This is a genomic window from Enterococcus sp. LJL99 (genome assembly GCF_054871725.1).
In genome coordinates this window covers 84,070-108,957 of the sequence record NZ_JBTXLT010000008.1, presented here as the reverse complement: position 1 = coordinate 108,957, position 24,888 = coordinate 84,070, and the positions used below count along the sequence as shown (strand labels likewise).

26 protein-coding genes are annotated in these 24,888 nt (G+C 32.5%); 6 read left to right on the top strand and 20 right to left on the bottom strand.

Going from position 1 to position 24,888, the window contains the following annotated elements:
• The first annotated feature begins 101 nt into the window (after window positions 1-101).
• Window positions 102-1,802 (top strand): fibronectin-binding protein EfbA, encoded by a 1,701-nt coding sequence (gene efbA / locus ACYSNW_RS12810; RefSeq protein ID WP_461745076.1) that lies wholly within the window; start codon window positions 102-104, stop codon window positions 1,800-1,802.
• 169 nt (window positions 1,803-1,971) lie between these two features.
• Here efbA and ACYSNW_RS12805 read toward each other — a convergent pair whose 3' ends face one another.
• The 8 genes from ACYSNW_RS12805 to ACYSNW_RS12770 form a co-directional block, all read right to left on the bottom strand.
• Window positions 1,972-2,655 (bottom strand): ankyrin repeat domain-containing protein, encoded by a 684-nt coding sequence (locus ACYSNW_RS12805; RefSeq protein ID WP_461745074.1) that lies wholly within the window; start codon window positions 2,653-2,655, stop codon window positions 1,972-1,974.
• A gap of 163 nt (window positions 2,656-2,818) precedes the next feature.
• Complete coding sequence (locus ACYSNW_RS12800; RefSeq protein ID WP_461745072.1) at window positions 2,819-3,304, bottom strand: flavodoxin family protein; 486 nt, start codon at window positions 3,302-3,304, stop codon at window positions 2,819-2,821.
• A gap of 113 nt (window positions 3,305-3,417) precedes the next feature.
• Window positions 3,418-4,401: an aldo/keto reductase gene (locus ACYSNW_RS12795; protein WP_461745071.1), complete on the bottom strand. Its 984-nt coding sequence runs from the start codon at window positions 4,399-4,401 to the stop codon at window positions 3,418-3,420.
• A 149-nt stretch (window positions 4,402-4,550) separates the two neighbouring features.
• Entirely contained in the window at window positions 4,551-4,943 is a 393-nt protein-coding gene (locus tag ACYSNW_RS12790; RefSeq protein WP_461745069.1) for a MerR family transcriptional regulator, read from the bottom strand.
• Between the two features lie 437 nt (window positions 4,944-5,380).
• The gene (locus ACYSNW_RS12785; RefSeq protein ID WP_461745067.1) at window positions 5,381-5,569 is read right to left on the bottom strand and encodes a hypothetical protein; all 189 of its coding nucleotides are present in this window, start codon (window positions 5,567-5,569) and stop codon (window positions 5,381-5,383) included.
• 157 nt (window positions 5,570-5,726) lie between these two features.
• Complete coding sequence (locus tag ACYSNW_RS12780; protein WP_461745065.1) at window positions 5,727-6,230, bottom strand: STM3941 family protein; 504 nt, start codon at window positions 6,228-6,230, stop codon at window positions 5,727-5,729.
• Window positions 6,231-6,349: 119 nt separating this feature from the next.
• Complete coding sequence (locus ACYSNW_RS12775; RefSeq protein WP_461745064.1) at window positions 6,350-7,057, bottom strand: M23 family metallopeptidase; 708 nt, start codon at window positions 7,055-7,057, stop codon at window positions 6,350-6,352.
• A gap of 54 nt (window positions 7,058-7,111) precedes the next feature.
• On the bottom strand, window positions 7,112-7,747 hold the full coding sequence (locus ACYSNW_RS12770) for a TetR/AcrR family transcriptional regulator (protein ID WP_461745062.1): 636 nt from the start codon (window positions 7,745-7,747) through the stop codon (window positions 7,112-7,114).
• A gap of 158 nt (window positions 7,748-7,905) precedes the next feature.
• Here ACYSNW_RS12770 and ACYSNW_RS12765 point away from each other — a divergent pair, with 158 nt between their 5' ends.
• The 3 genes from ACYSNW_RS12765 (at window position 7,906) to ACYSNW_RS12755 (ending at window position 9,828) form a co-directional block, all read left to right on the top strand.
• A complete protein-coding gene (locus tag ACYSNW_RS12765; RefSeq protein WP_461745060.1) occupies window positions 7,906-8,376 on the top strand; it encodes a MarR family winged helix-turn-helix transcriptional regulator in 471 nt (156 codons plus the stop codon).
• Window positions 8,377-8,378: 2 nt separating this feature from the next.
• The gene (locus ACYSNW_RS12760) at window positions 8,379-8,903 is read left to right on the top strand and encodes a flavodoxin domain-containing protein (RefSeq protein ID WP_461745059.1); all 525 of its coding nucleotides are present in this window, start codon (window positions 8,379-8,381) and stop codon (window positions 8,901-8,903) included.
• 655 nt (window positions 8,904-9,558) lie between these two features.
• Window positions 9,559-9,828: a hypothetical protein gene (locus ACYSNW_RS12755; RefSeq protein WP_461745057.1), complete on the top strand. Its 270-nt coding sequence runs from the start codon at window positions 9,559-9,561 to the stop codon at window positions 9,826-9,828.
• 71 nt (window positions 9,829-9,899) lie between these two features.
• Here the strand turns inward: ACYSNW_RS12755 and ACYSNW_RS12750 are convergent, their stop codons facing one another.
• From ACYSNW_RS12750 to ACYSNW_RS12700, 11 genes are all read right to left on the bottom strand, one after another.
• Window positions 9,900-11,762 carry a carbohydrate-binding domain-containing protein gene (locus ACYSNW_RS12750; protein WP_461745056.1) on the bottom strand — a complete coding sequence of 621 codons (1,863 nt, stop codon included), beginning with the start codon at window positions 11,760-11,762 and terminating at the stop codon, window positions 9,900-9,902.
• Window positions 11,763-11,772: 10 nt separating this feature from the next.
• On the bottom strand, window positions 11,773-12,459 hold the full coding sequence (locus ACYSNW_RS12745) for a DUF4956 domain-containing protein (RefSeq protein WP_461745054.1): 687 nt from the start codon (window positions 12,457-12,459) through the stop codon (window positions 11,773-11,775).
• Window positions 12,449-13,177 carry a VTC domain-containing protein gene (locus ACYSNW_RS12740; RefSeq protein WP_461745052.1) on the bottom strand — a complete coding sequence of 243 codons (729 nt, stop codon included), beginning with the start codon at window positions 13,175-13,177 and terminating at the stop codon, window positions 12,449-12,451. The genes ACYSNW_RS12745 and ACYSNW_RS12740 overlap by 11 nt, the downstream gene beginning before the upstream one ends.
• Window positions 13,178-13,380: 203 nt before the next feature.
• Window positions 13,381-13,947, bottom strand: coding sequence for a lysostaphin resistance A-like protein (locus tag ACYSNW_RS12735; RefSeq protein WP_461745051.1), 567 nt, complete (start codon window positions 13,945-13,947; stop codon window positions 13,381-13,383).
• A gap of 20 nt (window positions 13,948-13,967) precedes the next feature.
• On the bottom strand, window positions 13,968-14,111 hold the full coding sequence (locus tag ACYSNW_RS12730) for a hypothetical protein (RefSeq protein ID WP_461745049.1): 144 nt from the start codon (window positions 14,109-14,111) through the stop codon (window positions 13,968-13,970).
• 72 nt (window positions 14,112-14,183) lie between these two features.
• Window positions 14,184-15,191, bottom strand: a complete 1,008-nt coding sequence (locus tag ACYSNW_RS12725) for a MerR family transcriptional regulator (RefSeq protein WP_461745047.1) — start codon at window positions 15,189-15,191, stop codon at window positions 14,184-14,186.
• Window positions 15,192-15,257: 66 nt separating this feature from the next.
• Window positions 15,258-15,902, bottom strand: coding sequence for a GNAT family N-acetyltransferase (locus ACYSNW_RS12720; RefSeq protein WP_461745045.1), 645 nt, complete (start codon window positions 15,900-15,902; stop codon window positions 15,258-15,260).
• Window positions 15,903-15,957: 55 nt separating this feature from the next.
• Window positions 15,958-16,992 (bottom strand): HAMP domain-containing sensor histidine kinase, encoded by a 1,035-nt coding sequence (locus ACYSNW_RS12715; protein WP_461745042.1) that lies wholly within the window; start codon window positions 16,990-16,992, stop codon window positions 15,958-15,960.
• On the bottom strand, window positions 16,989-17,678 hold the full coding sequence (locus tag ACYSNW_RS12710) for a response regulator (protein ID WP_461745040.1): 690 nt from the start codon (window positions 17,676-17,678) through the stop codon (window positions 16,989-16,991). Before ACYSNW_RS12710 ends, ACYSNW_RS12715 begins: the two co-directional genes overlap by 4 nt.
• Window positions 17,679-18,472: 794 nt before the next feature.
• A complete protein-coding gene (locus tag ACYSNW_RS12705) occupies window positions 18,473-19,255 on the bottom strand; it encodes an ABC transporter permease (RefSeq protein WP_461745038.1) in 783 nt (260 codons plus the stop codon).
• Window positions 19,252-19,995, bottom strand: a complete 744-nt coding sequence (locus tag ACYSNW_RS12700; RefSeq protein ID WP_461745036.1) for an ABC transporter ATP-binding protein — start codon at window positions 19,993-19,995, stop codon at window positions 19,252-19,254. Before ACYSNW_RS12700 ends, ACYSNW_RS12705 begins: the two co-directional genes overlap by 4 nt.
• A gap of 520 nt (window positions 19,996-20,515) precedes the next feature.
• Between ACYSNW_RS12700 and ACYSNW_RS12695 the strand changes: the two genes are divergently transcribed.
• A complete protein-coding gene (locus ACYSNW_RS12695) occupies window positions 20,516-20,986 on the top strand; it encodes a hypothetical protein (RefSeq protein ID WP_461745034.1) in 471 nt (156 codons plus the stop codon).
• A gap of 536 nt (window positions 20,987-21,522) precedes the next feature.
• On the opposite strand, the gene ACYSNW_RS12690 is transcribed toward ACYSNW_RS12695, so the two are convergent.
• Window positions 21,523-22,806, bottom strand: a complete 1,284-nt coding sequence (locus ACYSNW_RS12690) for a metallophosphoesterase (RefSeq protein ID WP_461745033.1) — start codon at window positions 22,804-22,806, stop codon at window positions 21,523-21,525.
• A 224-nt stretch (window positions 22,807-23,030) separates the two neighbouring features.
• Here ACYSNW_RS12690 and ACYSNW_RS12685 point away from each other — a divergent pair, with 224 nt between their 5' ends.
• Window positions 23,031-24,791, top strand: a complete 1,761-nt coding sequence (locus ACYSNW_RS12685; RefSeq protein ID WP_461745177.1) for a 1-deoxy-D-xylulose-5-phosphate synthase — start codon at window positions 23,031-23,033, stop codon at window positions 24,789-24,791.
• Window positions 24,792-24,888: the final 97 nt, after the last annotated feature.

Sequence of the window (24,888 nt, the reverse complement as noted above, 5' to 3'; positions counted from 1 at the left end):
ATCAAACCTAAAAGAAAAACACTAGTCTCTTGATTTTCTTTATTAATGAGTGAAAATTCGTTATAATAAAACCATTATGTGTATAGAATTGAGGGATGTTTATGTCATTTGATGGCGTATTTACTCACAACATGGTTAATGAATTATCTGAACAATTATTACATGGCCGAATTTCAAAAATTCATCAGCCTTATGATAATGAAATAGTCTTAGTTATTCGTTCCAAAGGAAAAAACAATAAATTATTACTTTCTGCTCACCCTAGTTACGCTCGAGTACAACTAACAGAAATTGCTTATGGAAATCCGGATACACCGCCAAATTTTGTCATGATGCTGCGGAAATTTTTGGATGGAGCGATTTTAGAACAAATTGAACAATTGGAGAACGATCGGGTCATTCATTTTACTTTTAGCAAAAGAGATGAACTTGGAGACCTACAAGACATTGTCTTGATTGTTGAATTAATGGGCAGACACAGTACCATTGTTTTAATCAATAAAGAAACTGGTAAAATTTTAGATGCTATTAAACATATTGGTAGTTCTCAAAATAGTTACCGTTCACTCTTACCTGGGGTTGAATACCTTGCTCCACCGAAACAAACCCAAATCAATCCATTTTTAGTATCGAAAGAAAAAGCCTTTGAATTACTCTCAAAAGCGCCAGAAATTTCTGGAAAATACTTGCAACAACAATTTCAAGGCTTAGGAAAAGATACTGCTGAAGAACTCGCTTTTCGTTTAAATCAGCAAAAAAATGAAAAAATGAGTGTTTGGACTGCCTTTTGGCACGAAATCACTGCTGATTTTAAGCCAACATTAACAATCATGAGTTCAAAAGAATTTTTTACTCCGATTCCTTTTTTTTCATTAGATGGTGATTCAACCTTTTTTGCTTCATTTAGCGAGTTACTTGATGCTTACTATGGTGGTAAAGCCGAAAAAGATCGTGTAAAACAACAAGGTGGAGAATTAATTCGTAAAATTGAAAATGAATTAAAGCGTAATAAAAGTAAAGTGATCAAATTGAAAAATACATTGGCTGATACTGAAAAAGCTGAAAACTTCCGCCGAGATGGTGAACTTTTAACCACTTTTATGGCTCAAGTTCCTAAAGGCGCTGAGTCTGTAACTTTACCTAACTATTATGAAGAAGATAAACAACTTGAAATTAAATTGAATCCAGCGTTGACTCCTAATCAAAATGCTCAAAAGTATTTTCAAAAATACCAAAAATTAAAAAATGCCGTAAAAGTTGTGCACACTCAAATTGAACAAGCTGAAAATGAAATTCTTTATTTAGAATCAGTAGTTTCTCAGTTGGAATTAGCCGGTCCGATGGATATTGATTTAATTCGTGAAGAATTGCTTAGTCAAGGCTATATTAAAAAAAGAGGCAACAAAAAAAGCAAACAGAAAAAAGCCAATCAACCTGAACGTTTTACTTCTACTGACGGAACGACTATTTTAGTTGGACGCAACAATTTACAGAATGATCAACTAACACTTAAAACCGCTAAAAAATCCGATTTCTGGCTCCACGCCAAAGATATTCCTGGCTCTCATGTAATCATAAAAGATGCAGAACCAAGTCAAGAAACATTATACGAAGCAGCCTTGCTTGCTGCATACTATTCAAAATTCCGACTATCTGCACAAGTTCCAGTCGATTATGTCCAAGTAAAACATGTGCATAAACCAAATGGGGCTAAACCTGGCTATGTCATCTACGAAAATCAAAAGACACTATACGTAACACCAGAAGAAGAAAAAATTACTCTATTACGTGATAATAAGTAAAAATTGAACTAGGGAGTGATAGAAAACTATGGTTTCGAAAATTTTCGCAATAGTTTTCTAACACTCCCTATCTATATTTTAGATGTGTAAAATATTAGTAATTATTTGCTTGCGAATACTACCCTTTTTATCTAAAATAATCTCTAAAGTAGTATCATCTACTTATCAATCAATATGCATTAAGCAACTCACTCATTTTTGTATAACCTAAACGAGCAGCATAGTCTCCAGCAGTCATGCCTTGATTATCACGAATATTTTTATCCGCACCATTTTCTAATAAGACTTTTACAATTTCCTGATAGACTTCTGAGCCATCTCGCAAAGCAACTGCCTCAATCAATGCGGTATAACCAAAATTATTTTGAAAATCTATCGGTTCCTTTCCAACAGCAAGTAACAATTTTACTGTTTCTAAGTGCCCTTTTTCAGCAGCAGGTATTAATGCATTCCCGCCAAAACGATTGACTTTGTTTAAATCGGGCGTAGCATGCTCAATAATATAGCTTAAAATTTCTGTTTTCCCTTGGGCTCCGGCATAAAGATACGGACTGTCTGAAATTGCATCCTGTTGATTGACATCCGCTCCACGATCAACTAATTGCTTAGCAATTTCAATATCGTTATTATGTGTTGCAATCAACAATGAGCTTTCTCCTTGCTCATTTGTTTCATTAATCGGATAGTTGGGGTCTTGTAAAATTTGGCTGACACGCGCTTGATCTCGAGCTGTTACAGCTTGAATTAAAGAACCTGATTCGAAATGCACAACTGATGTTGAACTGTCAATTGGTTTTTCAGATGACTCTTCAGTTGTATTTTGTTCACTTGTTTGTTGACTAATTTGACTCACCGAACTTCCTCCTACCTTTACTTCATCTTTATTTTTTCCACACCCGACCAAACCAATTACTCCTAAAAACAAAATAGTAAAATAGATTTTTTTTATTTCTCTCACTCCTTATCCTTGTGACTGATTTGTATCTATGATGCGCTTTTTTACTAATAAAAAGCAATTATTTTGCTTGAATCATTTTCCTTTCTAAACTCATGTTTACTCTTTCTGCCTCTTTTCCATCTGTAATCGTTACTTTAAATGATAAAGAAAAATGAGCGCACACCTCTTTTATAGTTTGCTCTATTGATGCGATTATTTTTGGATTTGAATTAGCTACAATTAGATAAACAACTCTTTTTTTGGGTGGAAAAAATTTTCTATGAAAATCAACTGATGGCAATTCTGTTAAGCGATCAAGAAAATTCTTTAAATACCCTGACATAGATGACCAATAAACGGGTGTTTCTATAACTAAAACATCAGCTTCTTGCAGTTGATTAATTACTAAAAAAAATTCATCTCCATCATAATCTTGTCCTAATTGATTTAAATGATAATCAGCCAAATTAATTTGCGTATATGTTGAATTTCCAAACAAATTAGCAATTATTTTTGCAGTTTGAGCTTCATTTTCAATGCTTGTTCTTAGCAAAATTTGTTTCATTTAATCTGCTCCTTTTTGCATTAAATTTTTCCTACATCAAAACGCGTACATTTTATACGTGTCAATGTACGCGTTTGATTCGATTTTATTTACACTTTTTATACCTTATTCACTTAGACTGCTCCTACAACATGATGAGGAACATATGGTTCTTCTAAATAAACAATCTCCTTTTTAGTCAAGCTCAAATCCAGTGCTGGTAATGCTTTTGTTAAATGACTTTCTTTCGTCGCTCCTATAATTGGCGCGACAACTGGTGCTTTTTGAAGTAACCAAGCTAGAGCTACTTCTACTCGCTCCACGCCACGATTTTGAGCAATTTCAGCAACGCGTTCAACAATTATACGATCTTGATCCGCTGTCGTATCATATTTTGAACGAGCTGTCACATCTGTTTCAAATCGTTTCGTCGTCGCACTCCAATCACGTGTCAAGCGCCCTGCAGCTAAAGGACTGTATGGCGTAACCGCAATTTTTTGATCTTCACACAACGGTAACATTTCTCGTTCTTCTTCACGATAAAGCAAATTCAAATGATCTTGCATCGAAACAAACTTAGTCCAACCGTTCTTATCAGCCACTGCTTGTGCTTTTGCAAATTGCCAGGCATACATCGCAGAAGCTCCGATATAACGAACTTTTCCTGTTTTAATCAAATCATGTAACGCTTCCATTGTCTCCTCGATTGGTGTGTGATAATCCCAACGATGAATAATATATAGATCTACGTAGTCCATTCCTAATCGTTCTAAACTCTGATCGATTTGATGAAAAATTTCTTTTCTAGATAAACCTCCACTGTTCGGAACATTCTTTTTCATCGTTGAGAATAATTTAGTTGCAACAACAATCTCATCTCGATGGGCATATTCTTTTAGTCCCTTTCCCAAAATTTGTTCACTTGCTCCATAAGAATAAACATTTGCTGTATCAAAAAAATTAATTCCTAAATCCAAAGCTTTTTTTATTACTTTTTTACTATCAGCTTCTTCTAAAACCCACTCATGAAACCCACTATTTGGATCGCCAAAGCCCATCGCACCTAAACAAAGTCTTGAAACATCCATACCTGTATTTCCAAATTTTACATAATCCATTTGATTTCCTCCTTAAATGTTTTTCTATTTAAACCCAGTTTATTCCTTGAAGTGAACTCCAAGTCAAGACTTTTTTGAATAAAAAAAGCTAAACAAAATCAATTTCTAGAAAAATCACTAGTTTTTTGATTTTATTTAGACTTATTTGTTTAGCGATAAACATCAAAATTTCTTAATAAACTTTCCGCTGGTACCATGTGATCATCATAATGTTCTAATTTAAATTCCAGACGGTCAATTGCACCATTTAATTCAGCAGCTTTTTTCTTTAATTCAAAAATTTGATCCGCAATGATTTCTTTTCTTGTTGGCACCGTCTCCGTTCCCATTCGAAATAGGGTCAAATATTCCACTAAAGATTCAATAGATAAACCAGCATTGCGCATTTGTCGACTATAAGTAATCCAGCGAAGATCTTCTTCATCAAAATCTCTTATCCCATTTTGATTTCGTTTGATTGGTGGAATTAAACCAATTCGTTCATAATAGCGAATGGTATCTGAAGAAACGCCACTAAGCTCACTTGCTTTTTTTATATTCATTTTCCTCAACGCTCCTTTTTTCTATATTTTTCTTATCATTAGAAACGAGAAATTTTCCTCATCTTAATCAACTTAAGTACTATTATACACTATACTTTAGTCAATATATTTGAATACAAATAATTTTTTGATTAGTTACACTTTAGGAAACAAAATACAAGTGTTTCAAAGATTTTTGCAAAAATAATATTGAATAAATTATTTATACATTTTTTTAACGATCATGATTTATGGGTTTAAGATTGTAAATTATATTTAAGGGGCGAGTTCTAATTACTATACATTTTGACGGATGTATGATAGTTTTTACGAACAATTAAATAACGATTTATATTTTATTTGAACTAGTGAAAAAAAAGTATCCGCACTAAAGAAAAATCAATTTTTTCTTTAATGCGGATACTTTATAAAAGACCATGAAAATAGTGATACTTAGTTTATTCTTTTTCTTCTAATTCTTTACCACGTCTATTTTCTTCGCGAATAAAACGTTTTGTTTCTTTCTCTTCTTTTTCTTCAGCAACATGTGCTCTATTTTTATCAATCGTTGCTTCAAAAACTTCTTTATTTTTTTCTTCTCTAAATGCTTCTCTGTTTTCTTCTTCTCCGTGACGATCGCTTGACATAATATAACGTCCCCTTTCTCTAAATACAACTAGATTATATGCCTATTTCAAAAAAAATTCCAATGATATCCTTATTTTTAGATACTCATTTATTTAGGCTAATCATTAGTGAAAAAAATGACTCTGTCACTAAGAAATAGTTCAAAGAAATTTTATCTTACTGTAAAAATTGATTCATTTTGACAAGTAATTCATCATTCGTACACTTTTTAGCGCTTTGTAAAGTAATATTTATTTCCCCAAATCCCATTTTTACATTCGCTTGAATTGCTTTACGTTGAAGTCCTGTGATATTTGCTAGAACTTTATCCGGATCTTTTAAGTAAACAGAAACAAAACTTTGATTAACCATACTCTTAATTTCTATCTCAGAAACTTCGTCCCATAAAATACAAAGATCTTTAGTGGCCATTGCACTAGAGTAATCGTAAAAACCTTTAGTCGTTAAACAAACGATTTTCTTTCCATGAATCAATTGCTTGATTAAATAAAATTCACAAGAGCCAAAGAAGCCAATACCAATGATACCTATGATGATAAATAGACTATTTCCAGCAAATAATGGAATAAAACTAGCTAAAACCATTAAAATACCTAATAAAACTAAGCCAATTTGTTTAAATTTACTTTGATAGACGACAAAAACTTCTTCATTTTCCAACTTCAAAACTCCTATTTTTTATTTTACATTTAGAAGATGCATTCCTTACTCTAAACCAATCTGTATGTATAAAAATAATGTACCTTACTTGATTTCTCCAGTCAATATGCTTTCAAAACTTACATGTTTTTACTATCAAATCGGAAGCGATCTTTATCAGAAGGCATTTGATGATGTACTCGCCTCCATTTTCCCTCATGATATAGTTCGTACATTTCAAATAAACAAGGAATTCCTTTAGAATGAGCGATATCATCACTATCCATTACTTGAAAATGTAAATGCGGGGAAGTGGAATTACCCGAATGACCCACTTGTCCTAACCGATCTCCTTTTTTTACTTTTTGATGTGCTGAAACATTGATTGAATTAGTTTTTAAATGTGCAAATAAACAATAGTTGTTATCTCCAAATTTCAGCACCAAATAATTCCCAGCAATTTTACTATAAGCTTCTTTCTTTTCATCAAAAAACCAACTATTTCTAAGTGCAATCAGCAAATCTCTCAACCAATGGACTTTTCTTTCTGGAATACCATCAACTATCGAAATAATTTCACCATCGCAAGGCGCATAAATCGTTTGTCCCCAACAATAATGTTTGTTCAAGGGAACCCCAAAAACTAGATATTGCCAAAAGCCAACTTGATAAAATGGACGTTTTTTATCTTGCCAATTGATTTGCAGAAAATCAAAAGCATATCGTAATCCAAAACGGTTCGTCCCATGACTAGGAATTCTTTTTTTAGGCGTCGTTGGCGCGTACCACTCTCCTCGTAATGGAAATTCCAGAATTACCGCCCGTTGTTCTCTACTAAATCCTTCCATTTTTCGCTCCTCCTACATTCAATACTTCCTTTTTGAATAACTATTTAGACAAACTCATTCTTCAACATCATCTGAACGATAAAACGCAAACCGTAATTCAGTCAAGTAATCATTCAGCTCTGAAGTGAAGGAAGTTTCATCCAAATCGATATCAGTTGATTCTTTTAATCGTTCTACAAACTGATCAAACAACCCTTTCATTGACCAGTAAATAATATTTTTCACCTTATCACAATCTAGCTCTGGTTTAAATTTAGTCCCATCGATTTCCTGAAATAATTGCACTTCGCAAGAAACATGATCTTGATTTCCCTTGTTTCTAAGAATTTGATTGATCTCATCAGACTTAGTTCTCTTTCCTAGTTTTTCCCAGTCAAAAATGGCTGGATATTGTTTAATCAATGTCATTTGTAACTCATACGACTGGCGCAATCGTTGAAGTAAATCTCTCTCTTCATAATCCAATTTTTCAAAGTATTCTTTTTGCAATAACTCTTGAAAAAAATCATAGACAAATAAAAATAGCTCTTGTTTACTTGATATATAATGAAACATCAATGCTTTCGAAATTCCCGCTTCTTTTGCAATAATATTGGTAGACGCTCGATCATATCCTTTGATTGTAAATTCTTTTAATGCGGCATTTAAGATGGCCGTTTTTCTTTCCGTTTCCAAATTAGCTAGATTCATTTTTCTAAAACTCCTTTCAAGTTCGCATTTATCTAACAGGTCAAAATAATCGTATCACGATTTATCTATCAGGTCAACAAAATTTAGAACTTAATTTCTCTTTACAAATTAGTAACTAGTTACTATAATAGATGTAAGATGAATAAAAGGAGTAAACTATGATAATCAATGAATTGATAAACGAATATAGTGACAATCGAGAAAATGAAATCAAAGGGATTTTCGCGAGTATTTTTATCTTGCAAAATCGACTACAAACTATTTTTGATAAAACAGATCCCGAATTAACCTTAAAACAATTTATGCTTTTAACAATGATTCGCTTTTCAAACAGTAAAACGACCTTTACTCATTTAGGAAAGCTTTTGGGATCATCTCGGCAAAATATTAAGAAATTAGCTTTATCACTAGAAAAAAAAGAATTTATCATCATTCAGCAAGAAGTTGATAACAAACGGAATACCTCAATTACTTTAACTAAAAAAGCGGTTGAATATGTTGATATTGTTTCTGAACTACATACACAAAAATTGACCAGTCTTTTTAATGACTATTCTACCGAAGAAATTCATTTATTTTACCAAATGATTACAAAACTCTATGTAGGTGTTGAACGAGAGGAGGAATGATTATGAAGAAAATTGTTATTTATGCAAGTCGCTATGGAACGACAAAATCTTTTGCTACAAAAATTGGGGAAGAGAAAAATATTCCTGTTTTTTCTTATAAAGAACCAGATCTCCCACTGACAGCTGTAAACGAAATTATTTTTGTCGGAGCAATTTATACAAGTAAAATTTTAGGATTAGAAGCTTTTTTGAAAAACAAACAATTAACAGTTCAAAAAATAACGATTCTAACTGTTGGATTATATGATCCAAAACGAGAAAATAATCAGCAACGAATTGAGCATTTTGTAAAAGAAAAACTAAAAAATAGTCAATTGAAACTTCAAGGGATTTACTCCCTTTCTGGTTATTTAAATGTATCTCAACTATCATTTCCTCACCGTTTATTGATTAAAGCCTTGTATAAACAAGCACAAAAAAAGCCAGTTAATCAGCGAACTGCTGAAGAAATAGACATTATTCACGCATATGAAAATACAAATTTAATTGATGAGAAAGAGCTAGAAATGATTCTTGGGAAAATTTGACATTTTCAAATTCATTTTACTTATAGTCTTGATTAATTAACGTATTTTCTTTATACTTTACTTATAGAATAGAAACAAAAAGTCTTGTATATTTTATTTACTCATATTGACTTTTATACAATCAAATAACTGGCACTTTTTGGTTTAGCTGGAACTGAACTAGAAAGTCTTGAAAACAACCAACATTGTTCTCTACAGATTAGCCGATAGGATAAACTCTTATATTTTTTACTATCTTTCTATATGATAATAGTAAAAAATGCTAAGTTTCTTTGAGTTACTATTGATTCAGGTATTGGACACCACGCCAATACCTTTTTTGTTTCTATTCTATATTATTATTCTTTCTTTAAAGGAGATGATTTATTAATCAGAACATTTCTAAAGCAAAATAAAAAGGCACCTTACAACCTGACTGGAATCATGTTGCAAGGCCCCGAAAAAACAGCCAACACTGTTTATCCAAGTTGCCAATAGCGCGTACCAAAGTACTCGCATGTTTTATTGTACTTAATTTTGATTGATTTGACTAGTGTTTTTGTCAGTTTTTTTCATCTTTTTGACGATTTTTCATATTCTTTGTCGAGTTATTGCACACGATGAGGCTTTGGTCTGATCGTATTTTTTCGTAAAAATCAAGAAAGGAACAAAATAAATGAATAAAAATCAGGATTTAAAAGCTATTCCTTATCAAGATATTTTAGATGCTCGTAATGAATTGACCAAATTGCAATCTTGGCAAAAATCTTTGGTTTATTTAGATGAATTTTTTGATAAAAATATTACCAAGAATAAAAAAGAATTGCAGATGCGTTATTATTCTTGTGCGCAATTATATCAAATTTTTGCGGCAGATTTAGAAGAAATAGTGACTCATACTGAAACTATCCTCACACATATGATACAACGAGAAAAATGTAAGTAATATACTTTCTATTTATAATTTTAGGATGAAATCAAATGTTCACTTTTGTCTCATCCTAAAACTAATTTTTATTATCTCGGACCTTGTCCACCAGGTCCACCCATTTGACTGTCATCTACGTCTGCACCCGTTTCATCAACAGAAGTCAACGAACTGCTTAACGTTATTTTCCCTATTTCTGTTCCATTTGAATAGCTACCACCTGTATATAGACCATTTTTTTCTGTCCCAGAATCTTCACCGCCACTAAACAATGTAAGTGTATCTCCAACGGTAAGTTCTGGTGAACTGATAGCGACATGTTTAAAATCTTTGGCAGCTTTATAAGTAAGAATCGTTTCTCCTTCACTATTTTTTAAAGAAATTAAACTTCCTGCTTTTTGCGTTGTTGTAAAATATAAACTAAGCGCTGCTTGAGAAGATCCTTCACTGGCACTCATTGCCATCCCAGAACTACCGCTAGCAACAAACATTCCTCCGTCCATCGTAAAGGTTCCATCATAATCCAAGGCACCATTGCCATCATCCGTCGGTCCATTGACAACAACTGTTCCTGCAGTCATCCGAATATCTCCATTACTATCAAGACCATCTCCCGCAGCATCTACGTAAATCATCCCGCCATTTATCTCGATAAATTTACTGCTATCACCACCAGCATTAGGGTTGCTAAATGAATCCACCCCAAACTGTCCTTCTTGCGAGGTTTCTTCACTACTTCCACCTGCCGCGTTGATTCCATCATCTGTTGAAAGAACGGATACCTCTCCATCGTTGATAGTTACAGTAGACCCTTCTAGTCCTTCATAAGATTGAGCAACTGTAATGGTTCCGTTATTAATTACCAAATCAGTATCAGAATGAATCCCATCATCTCCACTAGACAAATCAAATGTTCCATTGTTGATGGTCACAGCAGCGTTAGCATGAATTGAATCATCTGCTGTATCAATTTTATAGGTGCCATTATCAATCACTATATTTCCACCAGCTTTTAGCCCTTTATAGCTTTGCTTGGTATCGATTGACTGATCATCATATCCGCCAGCTGTTGTTAAATCGATTTTGGCTGTTGCTATTGATAAGTTGGTTTCTGCTTGTATGCCATCATTTCCTGCTTTGATTGTAAAAGTACCACCATCAATAGCAATCCAACCTTTTTCGCCATCTGTACTATTATTCGCTTGAATCCCATCCCCTTCAGAAGTTGTCAATGTAAAGGTTCCATCCGCGATTGAAAGTGAATCTTTTCCTTTTAAAGCATTATTTTTTGCATTTACTGAAATTGATCCGCCTGTTATTACTAAATCATCTTTGCTTCTGATTCCATTACTATAATTCCCATTTACTTCTAACGAACCTGAACCATTGATTGTTAGGTCATCTTTACTGAAAAATGTAGCATCAGGTTCTGTTTGGTCTGAGGTATTATAACTATACTCTGTTCCATCAGAGAGTTTATTCGTTGAATTTCCAGCTAATGTGGTGATGACCTTTTCCGCCTGTTCCACATAAATAGCTGATGAAGAAGTATTGCTAATCGTCACATTATTCAATACTAAATGAACTGTCTCTGTTCCTGCATTAATCAAAACTTGTCCTTCATAATCACCACTTAAAATGTATGTCCCTCCACTACTAATTGAAAGGATACCAGCATGTTCTTCAGCGCCAGAACCATCAATCGTAGCAGTACTCTTACTAAGAGTAATTTTTGTAGCCGTTGACTCGTCATAACTATCATCATAATCTTCATCTTGATAAGAACCATACATATTTTCAGAACTTTTCTGTGCCGTTTTTACCGAAATTGCTTCAACGGACGTTTTTGTAGTGGACGAGTTGCTACTTGATTGATTGGAAGTCGTTGAGCAGCCTGATAGGATCAATGTAGCCATTGTTACAATGACTGAACCAAGTATTATTTTTTTCATTTGTAATCACCTACAATTCCTCTCTATTAGTAGAAACTTTTCCAGAAATTATCGTTAAGTTTCCGTTTCTAACACGCATTGCATCCATCAACTCTTTTTCCGTTTGACTATCTTTCAACATAATTCGATACCTCAACTCGTATAAGCTACCCATATTTGTTGTTTTTACAGAATCTAAAGTCGCTGAATACGTATAGGAAGCAAATAAATCATCAAATAATCCAGGATAATCTAAATCTTCTGGTATCGTAACTTTGATTTCTCGTTCTGCAATATTGTTCTTCTCTCCAAAATGAATCGTATTTAGCAACAGTAAAAAAATGGCAATAATCAAAGAAAAAATGGCGATATAACCGACAAATCCCATTCCAGTCGCTAATCCAATGCCCATTGACCAAAAAATACTCGTGATTTCCCTCGCTCCACCAGCTACAGATCGAAAACGAATCAAACTGAACGCACCTAAGACAGCGACCCCAGTCCCTAAATTTCCATTAACCAACATAATCACTAATTGAACTAAAACCGGTAAAACTGCTAATGTTATCACAAAATTTTTACTGTAAACATTTCGGTACATATGAACAAAGGCAACGACTAATCCTAAAACAATTGACGTTGTAATACAAAGCAATAATTCTTTATACGATAAACTGGTTGAACTTTCTGTGCTTTCAGTAATTAAACTAGACAACATGACGAAAATCCCCCTCACAATAAAGATATCTTTGGTAAGTTTGTGCATATTTTGAAAATGAAGCGGGATAAATCTCAAGTGATGCTAATAATTCTGAAAACCATAAGGGATAGGCCCCTAATGCTTTAACCTCCATTAAGACATCAATTTCTGGAGCCACTCGTTCTCCTATGTCATTTATTTCCTGCGTTCCAGTTATTTTGTTATAGCGAATATTAAAATCAAAGGTAATACGGAAATTTTCATCTGCTGAATCAAAAAAAGCACGTCGGTCATAAGCAATCATAACTTTTGGTTCTAATTTCTTTCTAGCAAATAACCAATCAATTTCCTGTTTAATTTGTTGGCTATTTGCTTTTGTTCCTTTAAATGATTTAGGACATTCCAGATATTCTTTCGCTAACGAAAACGGTAAATCCATTCGTCGTTTGTAGACAATTCCTTTAAATTTTTTCTTGATTTCTAAAAAAACAGCACTATTTTCTTGTGGTATCCCATAGCTCCGAATCCGAAATTTTTCTTTATAGGTTGGCTTGCTAATTGAATGGCGAATCAGTTCATAATCAGCCGTATCAAAGTAAATAGAGATTATTGTGTGCAAGCCATAGCTGTCTTCCTCCATATAGGCTTCCAATTTTTCTTTCAATTCAAGGTACACTTTATTTGATAAAGAATATTTCTTTTCTTTTCGTTGGAAACTATTTTTTAATTTAACCATCTAAATCCCTCCTGTATATTTGTTTATAATAAAGAGGGAAACATAAAAATAACTTAAAAAGAACATTTTTAAAGTAGTTTGGAAAGTAATTAGAATAGCTATAAGTCTATCCTAATAAAATAAACTACAAAATCACAAAAGTTAAATACACTTCTTATGATTTGTAGTTTATTGTTTTATTTAATCCTAGATTTCCAAAAGCATTAAAGCGTCAAAAAAGTAGCAATCATTCCAATCATACTAAATGTATTCAGAGATAAATGAACCACCATTCCAATGCGAATATTTTTCTTATAGTAAACGACACTAACAAATGGCAAAATAGCTAAAATTCTAGTCACATTTTCCCAAGGAGTAAAAAAATGATAGAGTGAAAATAATACTGTGTTTACCACGGGAGCTAATTTTCCTAATTTTTCCATTCGAGGTAACAGAAACCCACGAAAATATAATTCTTCAACAAAAGGACCCAATAAACCATTTAGTAAAATTCCAATCGCTAAAAAAGGAATGGCTTCTGTTTTCGAAATTTCTCCAATAGAAAACTGATCTAAACGAAACCATTCAGAAACCCAATCAAAAAGTTGCCATAGTGGATGCTCGATTGGTGCAATAATACCAAAAACTACTAGAGCAATGAGTATACAAGGAAGCGCCCATAACAAGGTTTGACCAACTGACATTGGTTTAGTATATTGAATAAATTCCTTGATTTTTTTTCCTTCTTTTTTTGATAAGTAGTATAAAACACCTAGTTCAACTGGGATCAAGCCAAAAAGAATCGCCAACATCAATGATGAAAATATGGATAATCCAATCCCAAAGTATGGATTTGAAAAGAAATACTCAAAATCAAAATCGGAATTCCTGGTAAAAGATGGTACAAAATAATTTCTAAAGCACCTAATTGTTTTACATTCGTTTGTTTTTTCATGATTAAGACTCCTTTGTTTTTAGTTACAAAACAAAGTTTAGACTATGTTGTTAAAACAAAGTCAAGTAAAAATCACTCATTTTTTATAGGAACATAAACATCATAATAATTATGTTCGGTTTCTCCAAATAGGACTAGACGAATAAAAATATGAACTTCACCTTTTAACGAAAGTTGGTTTTCTTTTGCCCATTTATTACAATTTTTCAGCATTTTTTCAGTTAATTTCTCATCATTATTATCTGCCGAAACCTTAATATGAATACATGATTGCTCACTAACTGGATTATTAGTTAGTTCAATAATAGACATTTGCGAACCTGTGTAACCTATTTCATCAAAATAAAGTGTTCGAACTAAATGAGAGAGGATATCTTGCTCTGAAAAATCTTTTGCTGTAAAAACTTTTTCTTGATAATCATAGAAATCAGAAAAAGACGAGAAATTATTCTTAACGTCGTAAGTCGGTAATTGCTTGATACTAAAAACATTGTAGCTAGTTGCTAACTCGTTGATATATTCTTTTGTTTCTTTTAATTTAGTTAGCATGTCTTGATACTGACTAATTGCTAATTCTAGTTCATTTTCTTTTGCTTCGAAAGCAGTTAAAAAATTTTCGGGTTGAGTTACTTGAAAAAAATCTTTAATTTCGGGATTACTAAACCCTCTTTTGCGATAAAAATCAATTGCCATCAGTCGAAATACATCAAATCCATTAAATGTTCGGTAATTATTCGCATGCTCTCTCATTGGTTGAATCAATCCTAGTCGTTCATAATAACGAATCCCTTCCCTCGTTACCCCAATAAAATCATTAATCTCTTGAATATGATAACGATCTGATGCTTTACGGATATCGACTTGATTTACATCCCCATCAATAGCTGGAATAATTGAATCTACTGGATTTTTGTTGCTTTTTCGACGTCTATCCAATGGTTTCTTAGCCTCCAGCGGAATAAACCATGTTTTGCTTTTTTTAATTGCTCCTGGAATTTGTCCTTTTTGACAATAATAAGCGACCATTCGAGGAGAGATATTATTTTTTCTTGCAAATTCAATAGAAGTAATAAAGTTCATTTTAAAGCTCCTTTTAAAACTGGTAGATATTTCAGATAAATGAAAGATAGTTTAACTATCTAAGTTTTAAAGTGAAATACATGAATGACTATAAATATAAAACTCTTCTTGACTGCATGAATAGCTTTTTTCAAGTTTTGGAAAAGTTTGATCAAATGTTTCAGCTTGTTTTTCATCAATACTCATCACAGGACTTTCAAAATAATTCCATCTCTTCTTATCCAAAGTTCCAACTTGCAATTCCTTAACCATCATCGCTGTTGGAAATTGACCATTTTCTAGACAAATATTGAATTTTTGACAACTTTTAAACCCATGTTTAACATAATTTGATGGACTACCAAAAATAACAATTACATCGTAACCGAGCTTTCTTGCCTGTTCAAAAGAGTGCTCAAGAAGTTTTGCTCCATAGCCTTGTCGCTGATATTGCGGCAAAATAGAGACTGGTCCGAACGTTAGAATCTCCCGTTTCTTTTCATTTTCATCAATCAATGTTGCTTTTGTATACATGATATTTCCAATAATTTTTCCATCAACTTCTAAAACAAAAGCTAATTCTGGTATAAAATCTTTATGAGAACGCATTTTATGAACTAAATAATGCTCTGAAGCACCTGGCACATAAATATCCCAAAATGCTTCTCTTGTAACTTCTTCAACAATCCTATAATCTGCTTCAACTTCTTTTCTAATCGTAATTTTTGTCATAAATGTTTTGCTCCTTTTATTTTTTCTTAAACTCATAAATTTGTTAATTAATAAATCAAGTAGCTTTTTTTCGAGGTAAAATCGGTAAATAAATTAAAAATTTGATTCGATCATCCTGACTTCGTACGATAATCTCGCCGTTCATTGCTCGTATCAAAGATTGTGCAATAGATAAACCTAAACCAAGGTGTCCTTCCTCATTCATTGTTTCTTCAGTATAAAATCGATCAAATACTTTTTTTATATCTGTATTGGAGTTATTTAACCCATCATTTTCAATACAGATAACAAAATTATTTTTTTGACGAGCAACAGTGATTGAAAAGAACTTTTGATAATATCGACACGCATTACTAACCATATTTTCTAAAACACGATCGAATTGATTTCCATCGATAGTGATTACCGATTGCTCATATTCTGCTAATTGATTATGTAATTCACAATAGACTCCTTTTGCTTGGCACTCTACTTTTAGATCTTCAAAAAAATCAAGCGTCCATGCGTAGCAAGGAACAGGTTGCATGCATACTGACAACGTTTCTGGTGTTTCATAACTCAAACTCAATTGTTTCGATAACTCTGTCAATACAGTGATTTTATTTTCGATAATTTTAAAATAATGTTGCTGTTCTTCTGTTTCAGAAACTAGTCCATCTTGCAAGGCTTCAATATACGCAGAAATAGAAGCTAACGGTGTTTTTAAATCATGCGAAATATTGTCAATAAATTGTTTGCGCTCTTCTTCGAATAGTTCTTGCTGTTTTTGCCGTTGATAAATTGTTTCACGCATTTGATCAAAAGCCAACGTAAATTCGCCTAACTCATCGTCAGTTGCATGGTCAATTTTATGAGCTAAGTCTCCTGAAGCAATAATTTTGGCTGCTTCGACTAAAGAGTTTAAGGGTTGGATTAAACGTTTTTTTAGATACAGAATTGTATAGAAAGTCAATAGTGAGAATGGGATTGCCACATATGCAATCACTACCCATAAAGCTTTTATTTGAGCGGTTACCGAAATAAAACCAATCGGTAGCAATAAAAAAAGAAGACATACGATAACTAAATGACGAATCATTCCTTTTTTCATGTTTGCTCTCCATCAAAACGATAGCCGATTCCTCTTACCGTAAAAATCCCATGATTTGCTCCAAGTTTTTCTCTGATTTTTTGAACATGAATCGTAACCGTATTAATTGCACCATAGCCATCCATACCCCAAACTTGCTCATAAATCTGCTCCTTACTAAAAACTTGCCTTGGATGTTCTGCTAAAAAGGTTAACAAATTAAATTCTTTTGCAGTCAAATCAACTACTTCTTGCTTCTTAAAAATTTCTCGCGAGGTTAGATTAATGAAAAAATGATGGTAAGAGATGGTAGTCGCCTTTTCAGCTTTATTCTGGTAACTGTCAATCCTTCTAAAAATCGCTTCAACGCGTGCAACTAATTCTTTCATCGAAAAAGGTTTACTTAAATAGTCGTCTGCACCTAACTTCAAACCCAAAATCCGGTCAAATTCAGTTTCTTTCGCGCTAATAATGATTACAGGAATCATTGATGTCGCTCGAATTTGACGTAAAATCTCTAAACCATCTTTTTCAGGAAGCATTAAATCTAATAACAATAAATCTGGGCTTAATGCTTCAAATTGAGTGAATGCAACACCACCATTACTAACAATCGTTACCTCATAATGCTCATTCAGCAAATATTTCTCAATCATTATTGCCAAATCATATTCATCTTCAATAATCAAAATTCTTTTTTTCGCCATTTAAAACTCCTCTCATATATCGTTTCATATTCTTTTATTATATCAATAAATTTTAATGAAAAACGTTATTAGATAAATAAATCTTTTTTACAAAATCGTATAGACGTAACTACAGCTATCCCTGTTGCTCCTAAAAACCAAATTAGCAGCACCCACAATACCTTAGTGAAATGACTTTTTTGTGAAATAAATAACATCCACATGGTTGGTAAATAAACAGTAAACGGCTCGAAAGATTCTAAAATGAAGCACAAAAGAATAACTCCAAAAGCTAAACTAATCGTTAACACTTCATTTCCAGTTAGAATCATGCTAAAAAAAAATAGACATGCTAAGCAAAAAAGACTGACCAAAATAGAACCAGATATAACTAAAAAATTTTTTTCTACAAGGAACGGTCTATATTCTATTGAAAAAACTATTTTGGCACAATCACTCCCCAAAAATAGAGCTAAAAAAAGGCTATAACAAAAAGTCAAAGTAACAAACAATTTTGAGGATAAATAATTCATTCGACTATATGTATGAGGTAAAATCGTTTTTAGCGTTTGAAAATGATAGTCGCTTGTTATGATATCCGAGATAATATAGCAACAAAGTAACCAATAAATAGGTCGAAAAAATAAAAGCAGCTTAAAATTCAGTTCAAAATTCAATAAATTTTGTTTGATTCCAATTGAGGTATAGATAAAACTTAAGAAAACTAAGCTAAAGATGAAAAACAGATATTTTTTTTGATAAAATAGCTTGCGATAGTCAAAATTAATTTGCTTAATCATTCATTTTCACCTCTTTCATATCATTAAATCTTGCCTTCTAAAGACTAAATAACCGATTAAACCAAAAATAAGTAGATAGACACCGAGAATCCCCATGTTCTGTAGCCAAATCGTTTTTGATTTCTCTAAAAAATCTGTACCAAAAAAATATAATTGATGAGTAAGCGAAAACTGATTGATTGCTGGAAATAGTTCAAGTGATTCACCTGCTATTAACGTAACCCCCATTATTAAAACCGTCTCTAATAGTTTGCTCGCAACTAACGAAACCACGAGAGACACGATTCCAAAAACAAAATAAGCAACTGAATAAGCAAAACCACAGATTAACGTCAGCTTTACTCCGCTCACCCCAGTTGCTGTGACTTCATGAAAAACAAGCTCCTCACCCCATCCGAAAGCCAACCAACCAATAACATAGGCTAATGTTAGCATAATTAAAAAAAGTAACAGCGAAAAAACAACTATCGATAAGATACGACTAATAAAATAGTGTCTTCTTGATACAGCACGTAGTAAAATTAATTTCATTGTTCCCTGTGTTCGTTCTTGAATTATTAGTTGGCCGACATAAATAGCCATAAATAGTCCGCCAACTAAATAATTCCCTTGCAAATGTTGAATTGGGAAGGATTGCGCATTTCCTACCGTTAAAACAGTCCCTTCGCTTCCATACAATTTAAAAAAAAGAGCTGATAAGAGAAAGTTAACACTATAAATCAAAGCAAAAATCCATAGGCTTTTAGCGTTAAAGGCTTTTCTTAATTCAAAAATGGTTAAGTAACCAATCGTTTTCATCTCGCCTCTCCTTTCACACAGGCAAAAAATAGTGCTTCTAAATCCTTAACCTGATGTTTTTTTAATAAATGAGGGACATTTCCAGTGGCTAATAATTTTCCCCGATCAATGATTGCTACTTTATTACATAAATCAGCCATTTCTCTCAACATATGACTGGAAATTAAAAAAGTAATCTGCTCTTTTTTCGCTAAATCTTTGATTAGCTCTTTCATTTCATATAAACCAATTGGATCAACTCCGTTTGTCGGTTCATCTAAAATAATAATTTTAGGATACGCTAATAAAGCATTAGCTAATCCTAAACGTTGTTTCATCCCTAAAGAATAATTTTTTACTTTTTCATCTTTTGCTTCAGTTAATTTAACAATGGCTAATACTTCTTCAATTCTTTTAGCTGTTATAACTTGTTCTGATAAAGTCGCACTTAGTTTAAGATTTTGTTTCGCTGTTAAATTTAAATAAAATGCTGGATTTTCAATAATGCTTCCAATCGAAGTCAATGCTTCATGTAAATTTTTGATACTTGATTTACCATCAATGAAAACACCACCTGACGTTGGAAAAACCAAACCAGTAATCATACGCAATGTTGTTGTTTTACCTGAGCCATTTGGTCCAAGAAAACCAAATATATCTCCTTTATTTAGACTAAAACTTAACTGATTTACAAGATATTCTTTTCCTATTTTTTTGGTCAATTCATTGATTTCCAAAATTTTTCTTTGAGTAGTTTTCATCCTTTTCCTCCTAAATACTATTGATTTCACTGTTCATTTCCTAATTTTAACTATAGCAAAGTAAAATAAATAGGTTCTCTCTGAATAATAAAGTTTTTATAAAGAAAGAATTTTTTAATTTCAATAAGCTTACTTCACTAAGATTTAATACAAACAACCAGTATAAAATTAATAAATAGAAGACAAGGTGGTTTAATTTTATGAAGGAATTCAACCATGGAATATTTTCCGAATAAATAATAAGAATATCATTATTTATTTATTTATGATTTTCAATTTCACCTAAAAATATATGTTTTTTACCCATAAAGTGACTTTTTAATTACCATATCATTTCACAAAAAAATAAATATATATTATAATTTGTCGTGAAGTAAGTAAATTTTTTTAATGAAAATAAACAGAATCTGTTTCATTTCATTTTCATTAAATATAGTCAATAGTATTATTGTTAATTGAATGATTCTTCAGTTTTATGAAATTATTTATTTAATTATATAATATGAAAGGAATGTTAAAAATGAAAAGAAGAAAAATCGTTACTGTTGTAATCGTTGCTATCGTTAGTATCATCGGAAGTATTGGTTTTGTTCAGCAAAGTTTTGCTCGTTTCGGAACGGGATGTATTAAATCAGATAAAGCCAATTTAATCATCAGTCTTCCAACGAAATCCACTCCTTTAAAGTTAGTGGACTTCGTTGAAAGTGTTTATGATGTAGATGGAAATAGCATTGATCCTTCTGTCGTCGAACTTCCAAAGGTAGCAAAAAAACTTAGAAATGATGGGACTTATGACTATTATCCGATAGAAGAGTTTCTCAATGCAGATGGTGAGATTATAAAAACACTCGATTGTTTTGAGCTTACTTTTAGTTATACTTATAGAGACTGCATTGATTCTGCCGGCTTCCCAACCTCTAGTCAAAAAAATTCAATTGAAGGTAATTTAGGGAAAATTGAAAAATCAATTTTGTTTGGGCAATTCCGATAAAAAGGAGCTTAATCACAAAAATATCGCATAAAATGTGGATTTGACAGGTTAGTGAAACTAAAATTTTGTTGTATCTCCTAAAACCGAATAAATGACTTATAATTATCAGAATCTCGACAATTTCCAAATGAACTATCATTTATTATAAAGTACGTAATAACTGGTAGTTCGTTCAATTGTTCAATTCTATAAGATGGTATTATGACGTTGATCAATGGTTTAAGTAGCAAAAGATAAGCGACCAATTACAAAAATTTGAAAAAACAATCAGATAGGAATCATTCAACATCGAATGGGAACCTTTCGTGTTTCTTATCATTTTTGTGATTAGTCGCTTATTGTGATTCATTCGAATAACGAAGAGATTCGATGAAGTATCATACCTGCTTGGTTCTTGAAATTAAATATTCTGACATTAACCTCGAAGGTTCTGTTACTCTTATATAGTAAAAAACCGATTATTACATTTAAATCTTAACTTTGGTTCAGTTTAAACGATTTCTATTTTTATTCGATGCAAAAAAATGATTTTTCAGCTACTGTTCGCGCTTCACTTCTAAATAGCTATCATTAAAATTCTTCTCCGATAAAATTGATTCGACATATTTAGTCAAAAAACTATCTTGATGCTTTTGCAAAAGCTGGTATCCCTCTTCATTTTTAAAAGCTTCAAACTCTTTCTTTCGTTGCTTAGAACCAGCGAAATACCAAACATTAATCCGGCCAATAAATGAAGCAATCTCATCTTGTTCTTTTTGATTCGCCCATCCCTCTTGTATCAGTTGATTTTTTGCCATATTGACTCCATCTTCATAAAATAAAGAAGTAGAATACGCTTCATAATCTAATAATTGCGGATTAATTTGGTCAGTAGCTTTCGCCCAATCATTCATAAGCAAATTTTTTTTCGTATAGCTCAACGCTTGATTCTTAATTTCGATTTCTCCAATCGGATTCGACAATGATGCAAAACTTCCCGTAGCAATATCATAAATCGTTTCTGAATCTTTTTTGACTTCTGCTATGTTCTGAGCATGAATATGACCGCTAAAGATGAGATTTGCTTGTTTGGAAAGAAAATAGTCTTGAAGTGAGTCCGCATCATCAATCGTAAATCCTTGATTGACCATTGAATTATGATCGATTAAATTATGGTGCATGACTGGAATCACTACAGCGTCTTCTTTCTTTGCTTGAGAATAGATTTCGTTCAACCAATTGTATGTTTCTTTTCTTACTTTTCCACTTGTTGCAGGACTAGAACTACTTGCTGTATTCATATACTTATTTGTATCAATCATCACAATAATTACATCATTAAATGGACGAACCGCATAACTTAACGAGTCACTATCTCTTGAAAAAGCTTCAGAATAACCAGCAAGTGAAAAAATTTCAGCAAATTCCTCCGGTAAAATTTGATCCGCATTTTCAGCTTTAGTTCCACGATACTTTCTTGCCCAACCATTTGAGATATCATGATTTCCTGGTATAACATAAACTTGTGTTCCAATTTTAGTGATTCGTTCAAAATAATTTGCTAACTCTTCAGCACTTAATTTTTCCCCATTTAGTGTTAAATCTCCACTTACAAGTAAGATTTTAGGTTTTTCTTGCTCTATTTGCCAAATCAATGCTTCTAAACGTTCTTTAGAAAAATCTAAATCCTTGCCTGCGGAAGTATTTTTTATAAATTGAAACTTCTCTCCCTGATCGTGTAATTCATGTGAAAGATAATGAAGATCAGAAATTATCCAAATTTTATCTTGCTCGTTCATTTTTCGATCAAAATAACTGGATTTATCAATTTGAGTCTGCATTTTGACTGGACATTCATTTTTTACAAACCAAAATATTAAAACAAGAACAAAAAGACTGATTAGAAAAAGAAGCATTCTTTTTTTATGTTTAATAGTTTCCAACTCCCTATTTAAAATCTATCATAGTTAAACTTCTCTTATTATATAGAGGACTCGTAAAAATTTCAATTTTTTCTTGACTTAGAGTGGACTTTAAGTTGTAAGATAGATTCAATAGAAAGGAGATTTTACTATTGTTAGAAAAAATTAAAAGTCCAAAAGAGTTAAAAACACTATCAAATCAAGAATTACAAACTCTTGTAACCGAGCTTAGAGAAAATTTACTTGAAAAAGTAAGTCAACACGGTGGGCATAACGGTCCTAACCTTGGGATGGTCGAAATGACAGTTGCCTTACACACCGTTTTTGATTCACCCATCGATAAAATGATTTTTGATGTTTCTCACCAAACCTATCTGCATAAAATGTTAACAGGACGCGCTCAGGCATTCATTGATGCAACTCATTACGATGACGTTTCAGGATATACAAATCCGAAAGAGAGCGAGCATGATCTATTCACAATCGGCCATACCTCTACGTCTCTTTCTTTAGCGAATGGTGTCGCTAAAGCGCGTGATTTAAAAAAAGAAAATAACAATGTCATCGCAGTCATTGGAGATGGCTCTTTATCTGGTGGTTTGGCGTATGAAGGCTTGAACAATATCGTTGAACAAGGAACGAATACCATTGTAGTTGTCAATGACAATGATCAGTCAATCGCTAAAAATTTTGGTGGTCTTTACCGAAATTTACATGACCTTAGAATGTCAAATGGAAACGCTGAAAACAATTTTTTTAAAGCACTTGGTTTTGATTATTATTATCTTGATAAAGGAAATGATTTACAGGCATTGATGGCTTTGTTCTCAAAAGTAAAAGACTCAACCAAACCTGTTTTACTTCATATCCATACAATTAAGGGAAAAGGATTTAAATTTGCTGAAGAAAATCCAGAAAAATTTCATGCTGGTGGTCCCTTTAGTTTAGAAACAGGTGACTATTTAACTAATGGAACTCCAAGTGAAACCTACAATAGCATTACCACAGAGTTTTTACTGAAAAAAATGGCTTCTGATCCGAAGGTTGTCGCTTTAAACGCTGGAACACCAATGATTTTATTTACACCTGAGCAACGGAAAGTAGCTGGAAAACAATTTGTTGATGTTGGAATTGCTGAAGAACATGCAGCAACAATGACTGCTGGCTTAGCTAAAAATGGAGCAAAACCGATTTGGGCTGTTTTCTCAACCTTTATGCAACGAAGTTACGATCAAATTTCTCATGATTTGGCCTTAAATAATTTACCTGGCACTATTTTGGTTTATTCAGCCTCTGTTAATGGCATGAACGATGAGACACATCTAGGAATATTTGATATTCCATTTTTGAGTCATATTCCAAATATCATTTATCTTGCGCCAACAAATAAAGAAGAATACTTAGCGATGTTGGATTGGTCGATTGAACAAGATGAACATCCTGTGGCCATTCGTGTTCCTGTTGGCCCATTAAAAGAGACAGGAATTCCTGATTCTACCGATTATTCAGACTTATTTAAAAATCAAGTGACGCAAACAGGTTCAAAAATAGTACTTATGGGATTGGGGAATTTTTACTCATTAGCAGAAGAAGTTGCGACAGAATTAGAAACTAGGCATCAAATCAAAGCAACCGTTATCAATCCTAAATATATTTCGGGATTAGATACAGAATTACTTGATTTGTTACAAAAAGATCATCAAGTGATTGTAACATTGGAAGATGGTATTATTGATGGAGGTTATGGTCAAACTGTCGCTAGCTATCTAGGAAATACCTCGCTGAAAATTCAAAATTATGGTTTGGAAAAAGCTTTTCACGATCGTTACGACGCTAAAGAACTAATGGCTGAGAATGGATTAACTGTAGAAAATATTGTTTCCAATATTATTGAAAAACTCTAAAAATCTCTGGAAAACGTTAGTGAAAAAAATATTGAAATAAAAAGTCATTGTACTAGAAGTTCCTGAATATGATTGAAAAGTTCAAATTAATTTTTTT